This is a genomic window from Mycolicibacterium tusciae (genome assembly GCF_002086795.1).
GTDB lineage: Bacteria > Actinomycetota > Actinomycetes > Mycobacteriales > Mycobacteriaceae > Mycobacterium > Mycobacterium tusciae.
The window spans coordinates 292,208-311,141 of the sequence record NZ_MVIM01000003.1; the positions used below are offsets into that span (position 1 = coordinate 292,208).

The 18,934-nt window shown below is 66.7% G+C and carries 17 protein-coding genes and 2 pseudogenes; 12 read left to right on the plus strand and 7 right to left on the minus strand.

The features are described 5' to 3' along the window. Positions 1-12: 12 nt before the first annotated feature. Positions 13-336, plus strand: a complete 324-nt coding sequence (locus BST47_RS07325) for a WXG100 family type VII secretion target (protein WP_083124785.1) — start codon at positions 13-15, stop codon at positions 334-336. Between the two features lie 10 nt (positions 337-346). After that, entirely contained in the window at positions 347-643 is a 297-nt protein-coding gene (locus BST47_RS07330; protein WP_083124787.1) for a WXG100 family type VII secretion target, read from the plus strand. 124 nt (positions 644-767) lie between these two features. On the opposite strand, the pseudogene BST47_RS31505 reads toward BST47_RS07330, so the two are convergent. Continuing rightward, a pseudogene (locus BST47_RS31505) lies at positions 768-878 on the minus strand (excalibur calcium-binding domain-containing protein); the annotation flags it as partial. Between the two features lie 438 nt (positions 879-1,316). Between BST47_RS31505 and rplM the strand changes: the two are divergent. Further along, complete coding sequence (gene rplM, locus BST47_RS07340) at positions 1,317-1,760, plus strand: 50S ribosomal protein L13 (protein WP_083124789.1); 444 nt, start codon at positions 1,317-1,319, stop codon at positions 1,758-1,760. Between the two features lie 26 nt (positions 1,761-1,786). After that, complete coding sequence (gene rpsI, locus BST47_RS07345; RefSeq protein ID WP_083125114.1) at positions 1,787-2,266, plus strand: 30S ribosomal protein S9; 480 nt, start codon at positions 1,787-1,789, stop codon at positions 2,264-2,266. Positions 2,267-2,321: 55 nt separating this feature from the next. On the opposite strand, the gene BST47_RS07350 is transcribed toward rpsI, so the two are convergent. After that, positions 2,322-3,071 (minus strand): AIM24 family protein, encoded by a 750-nt coding sequence (locus BST47_RS07350; protein WP_083124791.1) that lies wholly within the window; start codon positions 3,069-3,071, stop codon positions 2,322-2,324. A 417-nt stretch (positions 3,072-3,488) separates the two neighbouring features. Between BST47_RS07350 and BST47_RS07355 the strand changes: the two genes are divergently transcribed. The 4 genes from BST47_RS07355 (at position 3,489) to BST47_RS07370 (ending at position 7,053) form a co-directional block, all read left to right on the plus strand. After that, a complete protein-coding gene (locus BST47_RS07355; RefSeq protein WP_083124793.1) occupies positions 3,489-3,878 on the plus strand; it encodes a hypothetical protein in 390 nt (129 codons plus the stop codon). A 143-nt stretch (positions 3,879-4,021) separates the two neighbouring features. Further along, complete coding sequence (glmM, locus tag BST47_RS07360; protein WP_083124795.1) at positions 4,022-5,359, plus strand: phosphoglucosamine mutase; 1,338 nt, start codon at positions 4,022-4,024, stop codon at positions 5,357-5,359. A gap of 43 nt (positions 5,360-5,402) precedes the next feature. Beyond that, entirely contained in the window at positions 5,403-5,708 is a 306-nt protein-coding gene (locus BST47_RS07365) for a DUF7162 family protein (protein ID WP_083124797.1), read from the plus strand. A gap of 1 nt (position 5,709) precedes the next feature. After that, positions 5,710-7,053 (plus strand): hypothetical protein, encoded by a 1,344-nt coding sequence (locus tag BST47_RS07370; RefSeq protein ID WP_083125115.1) that lies wholly within the window; start codon positions 5,710-5,712, stop codon positions 7,051-7,053. Between the two features lie 2 nt (positions 7,054-7,055). Here the strand turns inward: BST47_RS07370 and BST47_RS07375 are convergent, their stop codons facing one another. The 4 genes from BST47_RS07375 to BST47_RS07390 form a co-directional block, all read right to left on the minus strand. After that, complete coding sequence (locus tag BST47_RS07375; protein ID WP_083124799.1) at positions 7,056-8,510, minus strand: HNH endonuclease signature motif containing protein; 1,455 nt, start codon at positions 8,508-8,510, stop codon at positions 7,056-7,058. Positions 8,511-8,579: 69 nt separating this feature from the next. After that, on the minus strand, positions 8,580-9,854 hold the full coding sequence (locus BST47_RS07380; protein ID WP_083124800.1) for a DEAD/DEAH box helicase: 1,275 nt from the start codon (positions 9,852-9,854) through the stop codon (positions 8,580-8,582). Between the two features lie 179 nt (positions 9,855-10,033). Further along, a complete protein-coding gene (locus BST47_RS07385; protein WP_083125116.1) occupies positions 10,034-11,074 on the minus strand; it encodes an LLM class F420-dependent oxidoreductase in 1,041 nt (346 codons plus the stop codon). 43 nt (positions 11,075-11,117) lie between these two features. Beyond that, positions 11,118-11,963, minus strand: coding sequence for a dienelactone hydrolase family protein (locus tag BST47_RS07390; RefSeq protein ID WP_083125117.1), 846 nt, complete (start codon positions 11,961-11,963; stop codon positions 11,118-11,120). A gap of 56 nt (positions 11,964-12,019) precedes the next feature. On the opposite strand from BST47_RS07390, the gene glmS reads away from it, so the two are divergent. Further along, positions 12,020-13,888 carry a glutamine--fructose-6-phosphate transaminase (isomerizing) gene (glmS, locus tag BST47_RS07395; RefSeq protein WP_083124801.1) on the plus strand — a complete coding sequence of 623 codons (1,869 nt, stop codon included), beginning with the start codon at positions 12,020-12,022 and terminating at the stop codon, positions 13,886-13,888. Then, the gene (locus BST47_RS07400; RefSeq protein ID WP_083124802.1) at positions 13,888-14,778 is read left to right on the plus strand and encodes an alpha/beta fold hydrolase; all 891 of its coding nucleotides are present in this window, start codon (positions 13,888-13,890) and stop codon (positions 14,776-14,778) included. The genes glmS and BST47_RS07400 overlap by 1 nt, the downstream gene beginning before the upstream one ends. Positions 14,779-14,787: 9 nt before the next feature. Here BST47_RS07400 and BST47_RS07405 read toward each other — a convergent pair. After that, positions 14,788-15,612: pseudogene (locus BST47_RS07405) on the minus strand (DMT family transporter); the annotation flags it as partial. 58 nt (positions 15,613-15,670) lie between these two features. Between BST47_RS07405 and pdxR the strand changes: the two are divergent. Next, complete coding sequence (gene pdxR / locus BST47_RS07410; protein WP_083124804.1) at positions 15,671-17,110, plus strand: MocR-like pyridoxine biosynthesis transcription factor PdxR; 1,440 nt, start codon at positions 15,671-15,673, stop codon at positions 17,108-17,110. A 414-nt stretch (positions 17,111-17,524) separates the two neighbouring features. Next, positions 17,525-18,925 (plus strand): NAD(P)H-hydrate dehydratase, encoded by a 1,401-nt coding sequence (locus tag BST47_RS07420; RefSeq protein ID WP_083124807.1) that lies wholly within the window; start codon positions 17,525-17,527, stop codon positions 18,923-18,925. The last annotated feature ends 9 nt before the right edge of the window (positions 18,926-18,934 follow it).

Consider the following 18,934-nt stretch of genomic DNA (forward strand, 5'->3'; position numbering starts at 1 on the left):
GGAAGGACATCGATGACGACACCGGCAGGTGGCGCACTCAACACCGACTTCGACCTGATGGCGGCCATCGCCGGAAAGACGGATGCGCGAAATGAGGAAATCCGGGCGATGCTGCAGTCATTCATCGGCCGCATGGGTGGTGTGCCGCCATCGGTCTGGGGCGGCGTGGCCGCATCTCGCTTTCACGACGTCGTGGATCGATGGAACGCCGAGTCGGTGAAGCTTCACGCCGCACTTCAGCGGATCGCCGAAACGATCCGCCTGAACCAGCAGACGCTTCGTGAAGCCGCGGACACCCACTCGCACCAGATCAATGCCGTCGCCACCAACCTTTGAGGAGTCCGACATGGAGAACGTGCTCTCGTACAACTTCGGTGAAATCGAATACACCGTCCGGCAGGAGATCCACACAACCTCGGCGCGGCTGAACACAGCGCTGGACGAGCTGCGCGCTCAGATCGCGCCGCTGCAGGAAATCTGGACACGGCAGGCCGCCGAGGCATACCGCATCGAGCAGGCCCGCTGGGAGCAGGCAGCGAGTGCGCTGAACGACATCCTCGTCAGGCTGGGCAACGCGGTCCGCGACGGCTCGGACGAAGTGGCGGCCACCGACCGGATGGCAGCCAACGCCTGGGGCGGATAGCCCCTCGACTCTGTGCGGTCCCACTCGGAGGGGAGCCTGGGGGGATTCGCCAGTGAAAGGGTTGCGCCACCGTGGCCGTTAGGAGAGGCGGCTGCGGTGGCGCAAACTCTCATCTGTACTGCGGTTACTCGCAGGCGACACCGTCACCGTCGCGGTCGAGATGCTCGGCGTAGCCATCCTGGCCCTGCAGGATCGGGGTCACACCGGCGTCGCGCGCCGCGGCACAGTTCCTGTAATACGTCTCGGCATTCGCGACCGAAGCGGCGCCGAGAGCGGCTGCCATGGCAACCAACCCAGCGGCAATGAGGGTACGAAACATGTTCACTCCGTTATGATCTTGATGGGAAGGTCGGTTTTCGGCAAAGGCCGCGACACCGACCCAGACGAAGCTACGACGGCATGGCCGACGGAGAAATCGGGTGTTTCCCTATGTCTCGTCGGTTGTGCCCTCGAGGGTCTGGGCCCGCGCGACGCTTCACCCCAGGTCGGGCAGTGTGCCGCCGTCGCCGAAGGCGTTTTGACCTGCGCGGACGTCCACGGGTAAGCTGCTCCGTTGGCGTGCGGTACGCCGGGGCCTCGGGTCTACGTCGGTCGCCGAGGATTCCCTGATCGCACACCATGACCGGCCCCCGGATCACTCCGGGATCAACCCGATATATGGAGAGGTAGCGCTGTGTCTACGTACACGCCGAAGGCGGGTGACACCACACGTTCGTGGTACGTCATCGACGCCACCGACGTGGTGCTCGGCCGGCTCGCCGTCGCAGCAGCGAATCTGCTGCGTGGCAAGCACAAGCCGACATTCACGCCGAATGTCGACGGTGGCGATTTTGTCATCGTCATCAATGCAGACAAGGTCGCCATCAGCGGCGACAAACTCACGAAGAAGTTCGCCTACCGCCACTCGGGTTTTCCCGGCGGTCTGCGGGCGCGAGCGCTCGGTGACGAGATGCAGAAGCACGCCGACCGCGTCGTCGAAAAGGCGATCCTCGGCATGATTCCGCACACCAAGCTCGGCCATCAGATCCAGAAGAAGCTGAAGGTGTACGTCGGGCCGGATCATCCGCACGCCGCGCAGCAGCCCATTCCGTATGAGATCAAGCAGGTGGCCCAGTGACCGAGACGACTGACACGACCGAAGAAGTGACCGAGGCCCCCGTCGAGGAGACCGCGACCGAGACCGCGACCGAGGCGCCCGCTGCTGAAGCGGCACCCGCGCGCGAGCCGGTCATCATCGACCGTCCGATCCAGACCGTCGGCCGCCGCAAGGAGGCTGTGGTCCGGGTGCGTTTGGTGCCGGGCACCGGCCAGTTCCATCTCGACGGCCGGTCGCTGGAGGCCTACTTCCCGAACAAGGTGCACCAGCAGCTCATCAAGGCCCCGCTGGTGACTGTCGACCGGGTGGATGCCTTCGACATCTATGCCCACCTCGATGGTGGCGGTCCGTCCGGGCAGGCCGGTGCGCTGCGGCTCGCGATCGCCCGCGCGCTGATCCTCGTGCAGCCGGAGGATCGGCCCGCACTGAAGAAGGCCGGCTTCCTGACCCGCGACCCGCGGGCCATCGAGCGCAAGAAGTACGGCCTCAAGAAGGCCCGTAAGGCGCCTCAGTACAGCAAGCGCTGATCGAGACCCCTCGGAGCCGCCGGGCACGCATTCGCGTGCCCGGCGGTCTTTCCGTTCAGCGGCCCAGAAAGTTTCCGAGGATATTGCCGGCGGCGCTGCCTGCCTGCTGCCCTCCGCCGGTGCCGCCGACGAACCCGCCGGGCGCCTCTTCGGATGGCTGCACGACGACGAAGCCCTGACCCGAGAACGACATGGTGAAGCCCTCACCGGTGGTGCGGCCCATGAACGTGCCGAGGCCGAACTGTTCAGCACTGTGAAAGCCGGTCTGTAGCGACGTGGACCAGCACACGGCGGCCTGCGGATCGGCGTAGGTCGGCTGGTCGACGCTCAACACCACCGGGGTGCCCTTGGTGGTGACCGCGATGCGGCCCTGGCCGGAGAACACGCAGTTGAACAGGCCGGCGTTCGACAGCATCCCCGCGCCCTGCACCCGACGGATGTCGTAGGAAAGCGACGGCTCGAACGCGAGGACGTTCTTGCCGTTGATCGTCAGCCCGTCGTGCGGGCCCTCGAGATCGAGGAGATGGATGTCGGAGGCGAGGTCGGCGAGGAAGAGGTCGCCGGCGCCTGTGCACTTCATCAGCGGCACCCCCTCGCCCGTCAACTGTTGCTTGACGAACTTGCCGATGCCGCCCGCGCCCTGGCCCTGGAACTGAATATTGCCTTGGTAGGCGACCATGGCTCCCTGACGCACCATCACCTCGCCGCTGAGCCCGATCTTGAGCATCTTGCTGTTCTGCAACTTCATGCCCGGTTGTTGCATCTGGGCCTCGGCGTTCTGCGGGGAGAACAAATCACTGCGCATGGAATGTCCTTTCGTCGTTGGCGGCGACGTTATCGACCGATCCGTCCCAGGAAAATAGGTACTCCGTACACCCAGACAGTTTGTATTCAAAGGCGAATCGAGAATCGGATCGCAATATTTTTCGCGGGTGTCAGTAACGTACGTCAAGGGTTGGACCGATAGTCAGTTAGCGCTATGGCCTGCGCTTCACCGTTGATCGGTTTACGCTTCAGTTAATTAGCTTGCCGTCATTGTACTCCTGAATTCTGTTGTCGGGCTTAAATTTTGGTTTGAGTTAGCACTGACCGTGGAATCTTTCGTGCGGAAGCAGGACGCGCCATGGGTGCGGGGCAGACCACTTCTGCCACTGGTGGGCGAGTCGCACAGTCAGCTCGTCGGGGGATCGGTTGCTGCATCCCGACTGAAAAGGAGAAATCAATGAAGAACTTCGTCAAAACCGCAGCAGTAAGCGCTTTGGCGGGCGGGTCCCTGCTCTTCACCGCAGGGCTCGGCACCGTCAATGCCCAACCTCTGAACCTGCAGGACGGGCTCGTCAACGTGGGCGTGGGGGATGTCACGATCCTCGAGGACGTGAACGTTGGCGTGGCCGCCACGGTGGCCGCCGCGATCTGCGGCATCAACGTGTCCGATGTGAATGTGCTGGCCACGCAGGTCGATGCGGATGGCGGGCAGCAGACTGTCTGCGACGTGCCCGGTGGTGACGTGCTTCTGACGCAAAACGCCGGGACTCCCGGCCAGTCGGGTCAAGCGCCCGGCGGCGGTCCGGCAACCGCTCCGGGCAATCCCACGCCCGGCGGCAATCGCTAACCGGTAAGTAAACGAGGTCCCTCACCGCCCGTGTCCACCCGGATGCGGGCGGTGAGTCGCGTTTGGGTACCAATTCGATGGAGGCTCGCGGCTGGGCGGCGTTCGTTGGCTCTTTGGACGTCACTTATGAGAAGTTTGTCCGCATGGGTCGACTGTTCGGCACCGACGGGGTGCGCGGCGTCGCCAACCAGGATCTGACCGCTGAGCTGGCGACGGCTCTTGGTTCGGCGGCGGCCCGACGGCTTGGCAGCGTCGGTGGCCACGCGCGGCGCGTGGCTGTGGTCGGTCGCGATCCCAGGGCCAGCGGCGAGATGCTCGAAGCGGCGGTGATCGCCGGAATCACCAGCGAGGGTGTCGACGCGCTGCGGGTCGGGGTGCTGCCGACCCCGGCGGTGGCTTACCTCGCGGGGGCGTACGACGCCGACTTCGGCGTGATGATCAGCGCGTCGCACAACCCCATGCCGGACAACGGCATCAAGATCTTCGGGCCGGGTGGCCACAAGCTCGACGACGCGGCCGAGGATCGCATCGAGGAGCTGGTCCACCAGGGACCTGGACACCGGCCCACCGGAGCAGGCATCGGACGCGTGGTCGACGCCGAAGATGCGCTGGACCGCTATCTGCGCCACATCGGAAAGGCGGTAACGACGCGCCTCGACGGGCTCACCGTGGTCGTCGACTGCGCGCATGGAGCCGCATCGGCGGCCGCACCACGCGCGTATCGCGCCGCGGGCGCCAACGTCATCGCCATCAATGCGGAACCCAACGGGCTGAACATCAACGACGGTTGCGGCTCCACACACATGGAATCGTTGCGGGCCGCGGTCGTGGCTCACGGCGCCGATCTCGGCCTCGCACACGACGGGGATGCCGACCGCTGCCTGGCCGTGGACTCGAATGGTCAAACTGTCGACGGTGACGCGATCATGGTGATTCTGGCGCTCGCGATGCAGGAGGCGGGTGAGCTCGCCTCCAACACGTTGGTCGCCACTGTCATGAGCAATCTCGGTCTGCACATCGCGATGCGCGCGGCCTCCATCGAGGTGCGCACGACCGGTGTCGGCGACCGCTACGTCCTCGAAGAACTGCGCGCAGGCCGGTATTCGCTCGGTGGTGAGCAATCGGGTCACATCGTCATGCCGGCGTTCGGCACGACGGGTGACGGCATCCTCACCGGGCTTTGTCTGATGGCACGGATGGCGCACACCCGCTCATCCCTGGCCGCGCTTGCCGAGCCGATGCAGACGATGCCACAGGTCCTGATCAACGTCGCGGTCGCGGACAAGGCGACGGTCGCCGAAGCACCGTCGGTGCGCACCGCGGTCGCCGAGGCTGAACGCGCGCTGGGCGATTCCGGTCGAATCCTGTTGCGCCCCTCCGGGACTGAACAGGTCGTCCGCGTGATGGTGGAGGCCGCCGACGAGGACACCGCACGTCAACTAGCCGTCCGAGTCGCGGAATCGGTCAGCGAACAGCGCTGAATCGGCGGGAACCTGTAAGGCCTCCTCCGCGTCCTAGCTCTACATGGGAGAACGAGACGTTGCGCGTGTCGACGTCGCAGCGCTGCTGAGAATCGCCGACGAGTATCAGTCGGTAGCCGATGCCGTCGACGTCATCGTCAGCAACCGGCTCGCCGGGTTGCAGTTCGGCGGTGCCACCGCGGGCCGGATGCACGTCTCGCGTGGTGAGGCGGTGCGTATTGCCGTCGAAGGTGTGGGCGATCGATTGCGGGAGTGGTCGCGGGCGTCGGCGGAGATCGCGGCGACGTTGCGTACCACCGCGCATCGATACGACGAGGCCGATGCCCGCGCGCGCCGCATGGTGGGCTGAGATGTTCGACGCTGCTTCACGATTGGCCGACGGACGGCCCGCGGCGGGCATCATCCAGGACTACGTGTGGGCCTGCCATCTGCTCGGATACCAGGACCCGGACCTGACGCTGCACGCATCGCAGGTGCGCGATTGGTACGACAGTGAGGACGGAATCGACCTGCAGGCGCTGGACTCCGATTGTGAGGCGCTGCGGGCAGCTGCGGCTGCGGCTGAGGGAGCGCTCGCCCGTCAGACCGCGCAGCTCGGGTCGATGTCGGTTGCGTGGGACGGCGTTGGTGCGCAGGCGTCCGGGGATTTCCTGCGTCGACACGGTGCGGCGTCGGCGGCTGTGGTGGCGGCAGTGCGCACCGCCGCGGAGTCGTTGGGGTCGCTACGGGATCGGTTGTGGCACAGCGTCGACGGGAAAGTCGCTGCGACGATGGCAGCCGAGGGGCGGGGCGCGGGGCCGGATTGGCAGGCCGCAGCGCAGACAGTCACGACCGGCGCGGGTGATCGCGCCAGCGCCAGTGAATTGATTGATCAAGAGGTCAGGCCGTTTGTTGCCAACGACATTCGCTCCGAATGGTTGACGGCGATGCGGTCGGCGATCGCGGCCGTGACGGACGCCTACGATGCCGCGGCTGCTGCACTCGCGTCCGAGGTGGCCGTCGCATTCGATGTTCCCGGTCAGCTCGGCCCGTCGTGGTCACCTTCCTCGGGCGACGAGGTCGTGACCGTGCCTGCGGGCACCGGTTCGGTTGCGGGGTCGATTGCGGCTCCGCCAATTGGCGCCGCCGCGCCCGCGGGTGGGCCGGCGGCGTGGTCCACTCCGCCCGCGGCAACGCCGCCCGCACCGACTCCGGCGCCGCCCGCGGAGCCGTTAGCGCCCACGGCACCGGTCGAACCTGCCGCCGCGATGCCGTCAATGCCGTCGATGCCGTCGATGGGTGGAGGGATGCCCGATATCGGCAGCGGATTGTCTGGATTCGGTGGTCAACTCGGCGAATTACTCGGCGGATTGATGGGCACGTCGCAAGACGCGCTGTCCGATCTGCCCGAGCCCGACGAGCTGGACAAGCCCGACGATTTCGATCCGCTCGACGAAGACGAAGACGAAGACGAGCAAAACGATGAGGAGCCCGCTGCTGAGGAGCCCGACGTCGACGAGGCGGAGCCCACCGCAACCGACTCCGCAGATGAGGTTGTTGAAGGACCGCCCGCCGAACCGCTTGCCGCCGAAGCTGAGCCGGTCCCACCACCCACACCCGTCCCGCCTCCAATAGAACCCCTCGCCGCGCCTGAGTCAGCAGCGGGTACGCCGTGCGAGATCGCGGCCGATGAACTGCCGCAGGTAGGCGAATGACTTTAGAACGGTGGCGGATCCGAGTTTTGTTCGCGTTCGGCCTTGATGTGCGCGGCGCGGTCTTGGGCACGGGTGCGTTTTCGTCGGGGCATCATCGCGTCCCGGTCGGTGTCGAACGTCTGCGGTTGTGGTGGGGGTGGCAGGTCTCCGGTGTTGGTGTCCCAGTTGGGAAAGTACGCCCGTGATCCCGGATATGTCGTATATGTGTGCCCGGTCGGCGAGGTCCACACCGCGGCGCCATCGGGCTGCAGTGTCAATTCCCAGTCGCCGGTCCAGAACGTCTTGAGCAAGTGATGCTTTCGGCATAAACATGCCAGATTCGACGGATGCGTCGCTCCCAGCGGGTAGGGGATCACGTGGTCGATATCGCAGAACTCCGCTGATGCAGTGCATCCGGGGAAGCGGCACGTCAGATCCCGAGCCCGTACAAAGCGCGCCAACCCCGCCGACGGCCGATACCCCGGCTCGGGGTCGGCCTCGGGTGCGCACAGGGGCCGTAATTTGGCGCCATTACGCAAGAGTTCGGCCAGCAGCGGCGTGGGCATCACCTCGGTACCCGCCAACAACGCCGTTCCCGCCGAGACGGGAGTCGATGGCGCAGAGGACTCTGGCACCGTTGCTTGCCCTCCGGCTCCCTGCGCGTTGTCGACGGTCGCTTGGTCGGTGTAGACGTTCACGACCACCGAGGACTTCGGCGCCGGGTTGGCTTGTCGGGCTGGGCAGTTCGGTGATTCGCATGCGCACGGCAGGTGATCGTTCCCGTGACTCCATGCACCTACCGCGTCCGCGCGTCGCTCTTCGGCCGTGCGAGGATCGTTCTCGCACACCGTGGCCACCATCGCGGCGATCTTCTTCTTCAACACCGCCGCATCAGCAGCACTGAGCCGGCCCCACACCGAGGTCACACCGTTCTCGTCCTCGATATCACCGACAACGAAGTCGCGGGTCCGCTGCGCGGTCTTGGCCTGGATCAGCGCCGACGCGTCGAACTCGAACACCAGCGCATCGACCGCCGAGATGAGTTTGTCCTCGGCCAGCGGACCCCACTTGACCGCCCGCTTCGCGATGGCTTGATCGATCTGCGCCCACACCGCCGCATCGATGATGAACTGTGTACGCCAGGTGATCGCCCCCACCACCCGCGCGCTGACCTCGCCACGGCGGAACAATTCCGCCACTGCGGGCAGATGATCGCGTAAAGCATCGGCGATGCGCATCTGACCCGACGCCCTGCGTGGGCTGATGTTCATCGCCGCCGCGACCTCCGCGGCCGCGCAATCCCACCAATCGCACGCCCAAAACGTGCGCGGATCATCATCGTCGACGACGCGACGGTGTCTCAGTTCAGCGATCGCCGCCAGGCGTCGTGCCGCAGCGGCGGCCTCAGCCCGCGCACCCTCCAAGATCGCGGCGACGACAGTGGCGTCGTCGGCCTCCGCGAACTCGGATTCGAACATGCATTCGAAGATACCTCAGCCCTGCGACACCCCGCGGAAGTTATCCACAGGCAGGCTGAGCGAGCGCACTCAGGCGTTGGCGGGGCGCCTGCGACGGTTGTTCGAGCGGCGCCGACGGGACTGCTCTGGCTTGACAGGTGCGGGCCGGGAAGGGGCCGCGGGCACGATTGGCTTACCGAAGGAACGCTCGCCCGGGGCGATCTCGTGCAGCACCGGATGTGACGGTCCGCGGAAGCGGGTGATCGTCGGCTTCACGCCGGCCCTGCGCGTCAGTTGCCGCACATCGGACACCTGCTCATCGAGCATCAGCGTCACGACGGTGCCGTCGTTTCCGGCGCGCGCCGTCCTGCCGGACCGGTGCAGATATGCCTTGTGCTCGACCGGCGGGTCGGCGTGTACCACGAGAGTGACGTCGTCGACGTGGATGCCGCGCGCTGCGATATCCGTCGCGACCAGCACCCAGGCCGAACCATCGGAGAATGCCGCCAGGTTGCGCGTGCGGGCGTTCTGAGACAGGTTGCCGTGCAACTCGACTGCAGGAACTCCGCGCGAATTCAGCTGGCGGGCAAGGTTCTTGGCGCCATGCTTGGTGCGGGCGAAGACGATCTTACGTCCTGGCGAGGCGGCCAGGTCGGCGAGCACGTTGATGCGGGCCGCCTTCTCGACATGCAGCACGTGATGCTCCATTGCGGCCACTGGCGACTGCTCCGAGTCGACGCTGTGCACGACGGGATCGGTCAGATACCGCTTGACCAGGACATCCACGCCGCCATCCAGGGTGGCGGAGAACAGCATTCGCTGCCCATTGCGAGGTGTCTTGTCCATCAATCGCTTCACCGGAGGAAGGAAGCCGAGGTCCGCCATATGGTCGGCCTCGTCGAGCACGGTGATTTCGACGGCGGACAGATCCGCATGGCGCGATTTCACGTGGTCTTCCAGACGACCGGGGCAGGCGATGACGATGTCGACGCCGGCGCGCAGCTTGTCGATCTGTGGCTGGTGTCCGACACCGCCGAAGACGACGACGGACCGCAAGTTCGTTGCGGCGGCCAACGGCGCGAGCGCGGCGTCGATCTGAGCGACCAATTCGCGGGTCGGGGCAAGAATGAGCGCACGGGGACGGCCCGGTGCTCGCTTCGACTGACTCGCTGTGAGTCTCGTCACCATGGGCAACAAGAACGCATACGTCTTGCCGGAACCGGTGCGACCGCGGCCCAATACGTCGCGGCCGGCCAACGAATCGGGCAGCGTTGCGGCCTGGATGGGGAACGGGGAGTCGATGCCGTTACCGGCAAGGACATCGACGACAGCCTTGGGCAGGCCGAGGTCGGCGAATGTGGGCACGGTTGTGCCGTCAGTGATTTGAACAGACAAGGTTAAAGCTCCGAAAGTAGAGTGTGGTCGTCCTGCCCGGCGCGGATCAATCCGCGGCGCTCGGTGTGACGATCGAGAAACGGCAAAAGGCAGAACAGACGATGCCGCTGAAGATCAGTCTACAGGCTCAGCCGCATTCGGCTTAATCGCTACGGGAGTAGCTCACGCAATTCCTCGACGAATCGCAGCGTCTCGGCGCGGTCACCCGACAGGGGCTGCAGCAGAAGTGTGGTGGTACCGGCTTCCGCGAAGGCGGCGAGACGCTCTTTGACGTAACCGCGCGGACCCACCAGCGATACGGCGCGCACCAACTCGTCGGGAACCGCGGCGATGGCTTCGGTCTTCTTGCCCGCCAGGTACAAGTCCTGGATGTCGTTGGCGACGTCGCCGTAGCCGTAACGCGTGGCCAGGTTGTGGTAGAAGTTCTTGCCGCGCGCGCCCATGCCGCCGATGTACAGCGCCAGTTGCGGTTTCGTCCACGCCAGCCGGTCGTTGACGTCGTCGCCGATCGCCAACGGCGCGCTGACCGTCACGTCCAGCGGGCCCAGCGCGGGATCACGCTTGGCGAACCCGGCGCGCAGGGCGTCACCCCACACCTCGTCGGCCTTCTCCGGGAGGAAGAACACCGGCTGCCAGCCGTTGGCGATCTCGGCGGTGAGTTCGACGTTCTTCGGTCCGAGCGCGGCGATATTGATCGGAATACTGTCGCGGACAGGGTGATTGATCAGCTGCAGCGGCTTGCCGAGGCCGGTACCCCGATCCGCGGGCAGCGGAATCTGATAGTGCTTGCCGTCGTACGTCACCCGCTCGCGGCGCCAGACCTGTCTGCAGATGTCGATGACCTCGCGGGTCCGGCCCAGCGGTGCGTCGAAGGGCACGCCGTGAAAGCCCTCCATGACCTGTGGGCCGGAGGTGCCGATGCCCAGCCGGAACCTGCCGTCGGACACGTAGTCGAGCCCGGCGGCCGTCATCGCGAGCAGAGTCGGCGTGCGGATGTAGATCGGGACGACGCCGGTGGCCAACTCCATGCGCGTCGTCTTCGCCGCCAGGAAGCCCAGTTGGCTGATCGCGTCGTAGGAGTATGCCTCGGCCACGAACGCGACGTCGACGCCGACCTTCTCGAGTTCGACGATTTGATCGACGGCCTCGAGGAAGCCGCCCGCGTAGTTGAGGAAGATCCCGGTGCGCATCGACATGTGTGCTTTATACACCCAACCGGTTGGTTGGCCGTGCTCAGGGCTTCAAGAGCGCGACGACTTTGTTCTCGAGAGCCACCGGATCGTCGGCGAACGGGTCCATCGTCGTCGCCTTGGGCAGCGCGATCTCCGGGTCGGCGAAGTCGCGGTAGGCCTTGTCGCCGGTGAGCATATGCAGGAAGTATCCGGTCATCAGCGCACGCACAATCTTCTGCGTGCCGCGATCGGCACCCGGCAGTCCAACCGCTTTGGCCAGCCGCCGACCCTCGACGAGCCCACCGGCCTTCACGCTGCTCACGTCGCGCAAGGTTCCGCTCTTCCAGACCCGCGCGAGTTCGACGGCGTTGGAGCGCAACGACATCGGGTCTCCAGGGTCGGCGAGGATCAACCCGGGCGCCTTCAGCGTCGACGCCGGCTCTTCGGCGCGAGGCTTGGTGACGGTCGGAAACGCCGCCACCACAGCCTTCAACCTGCCCGGCATCCCGGCCGCCGCGAAGACCGCCGCGGACGCGCCGAAACCGTGTCCGGCCACCCCGAGCTTCGTGGGATGGACGCTGATCTTGCCCGGACCCAACCGCACCCCGGCAATGATGTCGAGGGCCGTGCCCAGGTCGTAAGACAGATTGAGCACCGACGGCGCCAGGCTGGTCTCGGTGGCTGGCGCGGCGGCGACGATGCCCCACGACGCCAGATGCTCGAGCGTTCCGTGGTAACGGTCATCACTTGTCAGCCAATCGTGACCGAACGCGACACCAGCGAGATTCATCCCCGACTCCGGGGTGAAGACCACGCCGGGCAGTCCGGCAAACGCCAGGTCACCCCGCAAAACGCGGTGCGGGCCGCGGCGCTTCAACCCGTTGAAGAGCTTCGCTGTGCGCGCCACCAGACGACCGTAGCGCAGGCGGGTCTCCCGGCGCTCTTGCACTACCCTGAAAGGCTATGTGCGGAATCGTCGGCTATGTCGGGCAGCGTCCTGCCTGCGATGTGGTCGTCGACGCGCTGCGCAGGATGGAGTACCGCGGATACGACTCGTCGGGTGTCGCCCTGCTCGACGGCAAAGGCGGCATGACGGTACGGCGGCGGGCCGGGCGGCTCGCCAACCTCGAGACTGCGCTTGCCGAATCCGAGGCTGGCACCCTTGCCGGCAGCACCGGCTTGGGGCATACCCGCTGGGCGACCCACGGCAGGCCAACCGATCGCAACGCCCACCCCCACCGTGACGCCGCCGGGAAGATCGCGGTCGTCCACAACGGCATCATCGAGAACTACGCCGTCATGCGCGCTGAACTGGAAGCCACGGGCGTGGAGTTCACCAGCGACACCGACACCGAGGTGGCCGTGCATCTGGTGTCCTGGCAGTACCGCCACGGACCCACCGCGGGCGACTTCCCGGCTTCTGTGCTTGCCGTGCTGCGCCGACTCGAAGGCCATTTCACCCTCGTCTTCGCGAACGCCGACGAACCGGGCACGATCGTCGCGGCCCGACGTTCCACGCCGCTGGTGCTCGGTGTCGGCGACGGTGAGATGTTCGTCGGGTCGGATGTGGCCGCCTTCATCGAATACACCCGCGATGCCGTCGAATTGGGACAGGATCAGGCAGTCGTTGTCACCGCCGACGGGTACCGCATCACGGACTTCGACGGCGCCGACGACTCCGCGAACGCGCGTGAATTCCACATTGACTGGGACATCTCCGCCGCCGAAAAAGGTGGCTACGAATACTTCATGCTCAAGGAGATCGCCGAACAGCCGACCGCGGTCTCCGACACGTTGCTCGGCCACTTCGTCGACGGCCGCATCGTCCTCGACGAGCAGCGCCTTTCCGACCAGGAACTGCGCGAGATCGACAAGGTCTTCGTGGTGGCCTGCGGTACGGCGTACCACTCCGGGCTGTTGGCCAAGTACGCGATCGAGCACTGGACCCGCCTGCCCGTCGAGGCCGAGCTGGCGAGCGAGTTCCGTTATCGCGACCCGGTTTTGGACCAGCACACCCTCGTCGTCGCCATCTCGCAGTCCGGCGAGACAGCCGACACGCTGGAAGCGGTGCGGCACGCCAAGGAGCAGAAGGCCAAAGTGCTGGCCATCTGCAACACCAACGGCTCGCAGATTCCCCGCGAGTGCGATGCGGTCCTCTACACCCGCGCCGGGCCGGAGATCGGGGTGGCGTCGACCAAGACTTTCCTCGCGCAGATCACCGCCAATTACCTTGTCGGACTTGCCCTTGCGCAGGCTCGGGGCACGAAGTACCCCGACGAGGTGGAGCGCGAGTACCGCGACCTAGAGGCCATGCCCGACCTGGTCGCCCGCGTACTCGACAACGTCGAACCGGTTTTCGAGCTGGCACGGCGTTTCGCCCAGTCGCAGACGGTGCTGTTCCTCGGTCGTCACGTTGGCTACCCGGTCGCACTCGAGGGCGCCCTCAAGCTCAAGGAACTGGCGTACATGCACGCCGAGGGCTTCGCCGCCGGTGAGCTCAAGCACGGGCCCATCGCATTGATCGAGGACGGCCTGCCGGTCATCGTGATCATGCCGTCGCCGAAGAACTCACCGACGCTGCACGCCAAGCTGCTGTCGAACATCAGGGAGATTCAGGCCCGCGGGGCGATCACGATCGTCATCGCGGAGGAGGGCGACGAAACCGTCCGGCCGCACGCCGACCACCTGTTCGAGATCCCAGCAGTGTCAACGCTTTTCCAGCCGCTGCTGTCGACGATCCCGCTGCAGATATTTGCCGCCGGCGTCGCGCAGGCCCGCGGTTACGACGTCGACAAGCCACGCAACCTGGCCAAGTCCGTCACCGTCGAGTAGTGCCGAACCCCAGGATTGGGCACTTCCGCGGCGAGCAGGCTCGCGAGCATTTCGCCGATGTCTACCGTGCCGCCATGGCAGGAATGTCGTCGGTCCGCGAATCAACCGACGTGACGACATCGTTCGGCTCCGTCCGCGTGTACCGGTTCGACGGATCTTCCGCCGGCCCGCCGGTCATGTTGCTGCCGGGCCGCAACGCGTCCACCCCGATGTGGCTTGACAACATTCCCGCCATACTCGAGCACCGCTCGGTCATCTGCGTGGACTTGCTCGGTGAGGCGGGAATGTCCGTGCAGGACAAAGCGATCACCGGACCCGACGACGAGGCGCAGTGGCTGGGCGAGACTTTGGCGGGGCTCGGACTGGCCAAGGTGCACCTGATGGGTGTTTCGATCGGCGGCTGGACCGCGGTCAACTACGCCGCCCGTCGTCCTGGTCGGGCCGCCTCGCTGGTCCTCCTGGACCCCGTGTTCACCTTCGCGCCGATCGCGGTGAAGGCAGTGCTGGCTTCGCCGGCCTTGTTCGTGCCCGGTGTTCCCGCAGCCCTGCGAAATCGAGTGCTGAGCTGGATCTCAGGCGGCGCGGATGTGGATGGTCCGCTTCCTGCGGCGGCATTGATCTCCGCTGGTTCGACTGATTACGTGCTGCGCAAGGCGATGCCCAAGATGATGTCAGATGAGCAGCTACGGTCGCTGGACATCCCGATCCTCGCCCTGATCGCCGGCCGCAGTGTGATGCACGACTCCGCCAAGGCTGCCGCACGGGCTCGAAACGTGTTGCCGCGTGGGCAGGTCGAGCTGTGGCCTGACGCGTCGCATGCGATCAACGGCGAGTACCCCGAACGGATTGCCGAGAGGGCGGCGGCCTTCTGGGCTGAAGCCGACGCCTAGCCCGACGGCGATCAACGCCACGCCCGCCCACACCGCGGTATCTGGGGTCGCACCGGCGACCGGTACCCCGATCAAGGCTGCGGCAATCGGTGCGATGCCGGTGAGCAGTCCGGCCCGCCCGCTGCCGAGTGAGTGCACACACGAGTACCAGAGAATGAACGCCAGCGCCGTCACCCCGACGGCAAGGTATCCGATTGCGAGTAGGTCGTCCATATCGAAAGTGGCTGCTGCGGAAAGCCCTTCGAAACGTAGCGCGAGGACGGCAAATATCAGCGCGGCGATCCATGTGGCGTGCACCGAAACGCCCACCGGCCCGTGCCTACCGAGCACCGGAACGGCCAGCAAGGTGAACCCGGCCTCGCAGACGAATACCGTGACCGCCCACGCGAGTCCCACGCCGTCCGCCCGACCGAAGCTTTCGACGACGACCGCACCCACGCTGACCACGGCCGCCGCCGCCAGCACTCGTGTCCGCGGGCGGTGGCCCTCGAGCAGCGGTCCGATTGCGGCCAGCGCCAAGGGGACGCACGCTACGCCGACCGCGAGCACCGCGGGTTCAGCGTGCCTCGACCCGTGCACCAGCGCGAGGTTGAACACGACGAGTCCGCTGACGGTGACCCCGACCAGCCAGAGCCACTCCGTGCCGCGCGGCCGATGCACTGAGCGGCCCGTCATGCGGGCCCACGCGACGAGCAGCGCGCAGGCGGCCGCGTATCGCAGCGCCTGCGCGGTGTGCAGCTGCGCATCGGCGAGCACACCCGAGACGGCGACGCTGCCACCGACGAAGGTCATTCCGAGCACACCGGAGAGGCCGGCGCGGGAGGTGCTGGACATATCGCCATCGTCGCGCCCAATATGGTCCGATAAGTAGAACCAATGAGGGCATTATCTGATGGACCAAGATGGAAGCGGTGCGGACTTCCTGCTGCTCGACGCGACGCGCGCCCCGGCACGGGGGCTGACTGACTGGCTGGTCGACGCGTTGCGCACCGCCATCGACGACGGCCGGCTGGGCCCGGGCGCCCGGCTGCCCGCCAGCCGCGCCCTCGCCGCCGATCTCGCGGTGTCCCGGGGAGTCGTCGTCGAGGCGTACCGGCGGCTGACCGACGAGGGTCTGGTCGGCGGCCGAAGTGGTGGCGGGACGACGGTGCTGCACCAACCTGTCCGGCTGCCGCCGTCAGGTCGTCATCCCGCTGCGCCGTCCGCCGGGCCACCACGGCTGCCGCGTCCCCGGCTGCCCTTGGGCGACGGCGTCGACCTGTCGCCGGGCGTGCCCGACCTGTCGGCATTCCCGAGGAACCTGTGGCTGCGCACCGAGCGTGCGGTTCTGACCGAGACCCCGCCGGACGAACTCGGCTACGGCGACCCGCGCGGGCACCCACGTTTGCGCGCGGCTCTCGCACCCTGGCTCGCCCGCACCCGTGGGCTGCGGGCCGGACCCGACGACATCGTCATCGTTTCCGGTGTGGCCCAGGCGATGGCGCTGCTGGCGCAACAACTGCACCGCGACGGTGTCGGCTCTATCGCGGTGGAAGACCCCGGATCGCGAGGCGCCGTCGATGAATTGGAGTATTGGGGACTCACGGCGGTGCCGGTTCCGGTCGACGACGACGGAATCCAGGTTGATGCGTTGGCGGACACCGATGTCCGCGCCACCTTCCTCACGCCCGCGCATCAGTTCCCGACGGGCGTCGTGCTGGCGCCGCATCGGCGACGCGACCTACTCGAGTGGGCAGCCGACGCCGAGCTGGTCATCGAGGACGACTACGACGCGGAGTACCGCTACGACCGCGCACCGGTTGCTGCCCTGCACGCCGGCGCGCCGGACCGGATCGCTTATGCCGGAAGCACATCCAAGAGCCTTGCCCCCGCGCTGCGGCTTGGATGGCTGGTCCCGCCGCGCACCCGTTACGACGACCTCGTCGCGGCGAAACATGCGAGCGATCTCGGCAGCCCGACCGTGCCCCAACTCGTGCTGGCGCGACTGCTGGAAAGCGGGGAATACGACCGTCATGTCCGGTTGGTCCGCGCGCGGCATCGGGCCCGCCGCGACGCGCTTCTCGGATCTCTCGTCGACGCCTTGCCGGGCGCCTCGGTGACGGGCGTTGCCGCCGGATTGCATGTGCTCGTCACACTGCCCGACTCGGACGTCGACGACACCGTGGTGGCCGACGAGCTCCGCGATGCCGGCGTGCTGGTGCATCCGCTGTCGTGGCACCGCAGACTGCCGGGCCCCCCGGGACTGGTCATCGGCTACGCCGCGCATCCGCCCGACCGACTGCGTGCAGCCGCGGCGACAATCGGTCGGGCCGCGCGCCGGGGTGAGGTCTAAGCCCCGATTGCGCGGACCGCGTTGACCGGCGGCAGACCGACCGGTACATGACTAGTCGTCTGGCAATGCTCAATCACGTCGACAACCGCGGCTCCACGAAACCAACGGCGCTTGCCATGCCAGCCGCACTGACACGCGCCGCGGTTGTTCAACCACGACTGCAGCAAATACGCGACCGGCGTTCCCACCCCTGCACAATAGCCGGTCTGGGTGGGATTCTCACCTGCCCTTCCATGCGCTGGTCCTGCAGGGATCATCGACCGACTCGGCGTTCGGATCTCGTCGTCGCAGGGAGCCTTTTGTAGCGCACGTCAATTTTGGCAACGGAAATGATCTTGAAGTGCTCCCGAACTCGGGACGGCCGCGGCCTGAAACCCCGACCATGCTCCCGCATGGCACGTAACGTGGGCGTCGATGCGGCACTATTACACCGCCGACCAAATTCGCGAGGCAGAAGCGCCGCTGTTGGCGAGCCTCCCCGACGGTGCCTTGATGCGCCGCGCCGCCTATGGACTGGCCACCTCGATCGCACGCGAAATGGGCGGCGTCACCGGGCGCCGGGTCTGCGCGGTCGTCGGCTCCGGAGACAACGGTGGCGATGCGCTCTGGGCGGCGACCTTCCTGCGTCGTCGCGGCGCATCGACCGCCGCGGTCCTGCTCAATCCGGAACGCACGCACGCCGCTGCCCTGGCCGCGTTCCGGAAGGCCGGCGGTCGGGTCGTCGAAAGCATCCCGCCGGCAACCGATCTGGTGATCGACGGCGTGGTCGGTATTTCCGGCTCCGGGTCTCTGCGACCGAACGCGGCCGACGTGTTCGCGAGCGTGACCGCGCCCGTGGTCGCCGTCGACATCCCGAGTGGCATCGACGTGCAGACGGGAACCGCCGACGGCCCGCATGTGCACGCCACATCGACGGTGACGTTCGGCGGGCTCAAACCGGTTCATGCCCTTGGTGATTGCGGACGAATCGAACTGGTCGACATCGGCCTGGACCTGCCGGATTCCGACATACTGCAGCTCGAGGCCGCTGACGTCGCGGCGCTGTGGCCCTGTCCTGGCCCGAGGGATGACAAATACACCCAGGGTGTCACCGGGATCCTCGCCGGGTCGGCCACCTACCCTGGGGCCGCCGTGCTGTGTACCGGCGCCGCCGTCGCCGCAACGTCCGGCATGGTGCGCTATGCGGGAAGTGGTGCACAGCAGGTTCTTTCGCATTGGCCGGAAGTCATTGCCACACCTAACGTCTCCTCCGCAGGACGAGTCCAGGCATGGGCCGTCGGACCCGGGTTGGGGACCGACGAGACTGGTGCGACGGCGCTGTGGTTCGCTCTGGAGACCGACCTGCCGGTGATCGTCGACGCCGACGGGCTGACCATCCTCGCTGCGCACCCTGACCTGGTCGCCGATCGCGCCGCGCCGACGGTCTTGACGCCTCATGCGGGCGAGTTCGAAAGGCTGGCCGGCTCGCCGCCGGGGGACGACCGGGTCGGCGCTACCCGCAGGCTCGCCGACCGCCTCGGTGTCACCGTGCTGCTGAAGGGCAACGTGACGGTCATCGCGGAACCCGGTGGACCGGTCTATCTGAACCCGGCGGGCCAATCATGGGCGGCGACAGCGGGTTCCGGCGATGTGCTGTCCGGCATTGTTGGTGCGCTGCTCGCCGCAGGTCTGCCGCCGGCCCAGGCCGCCGCCGCAGCCGCCTACGTCCACGCGCGAGCCGCCAACCTGTCCGCCGCCGACCCCGGCCCGCACCCGGCCCCGACTTCAGCTTCCCGCATCCTGGCCCACGTCCGGGCTTCCATCGCATCTCTCTAATGAAAGGTC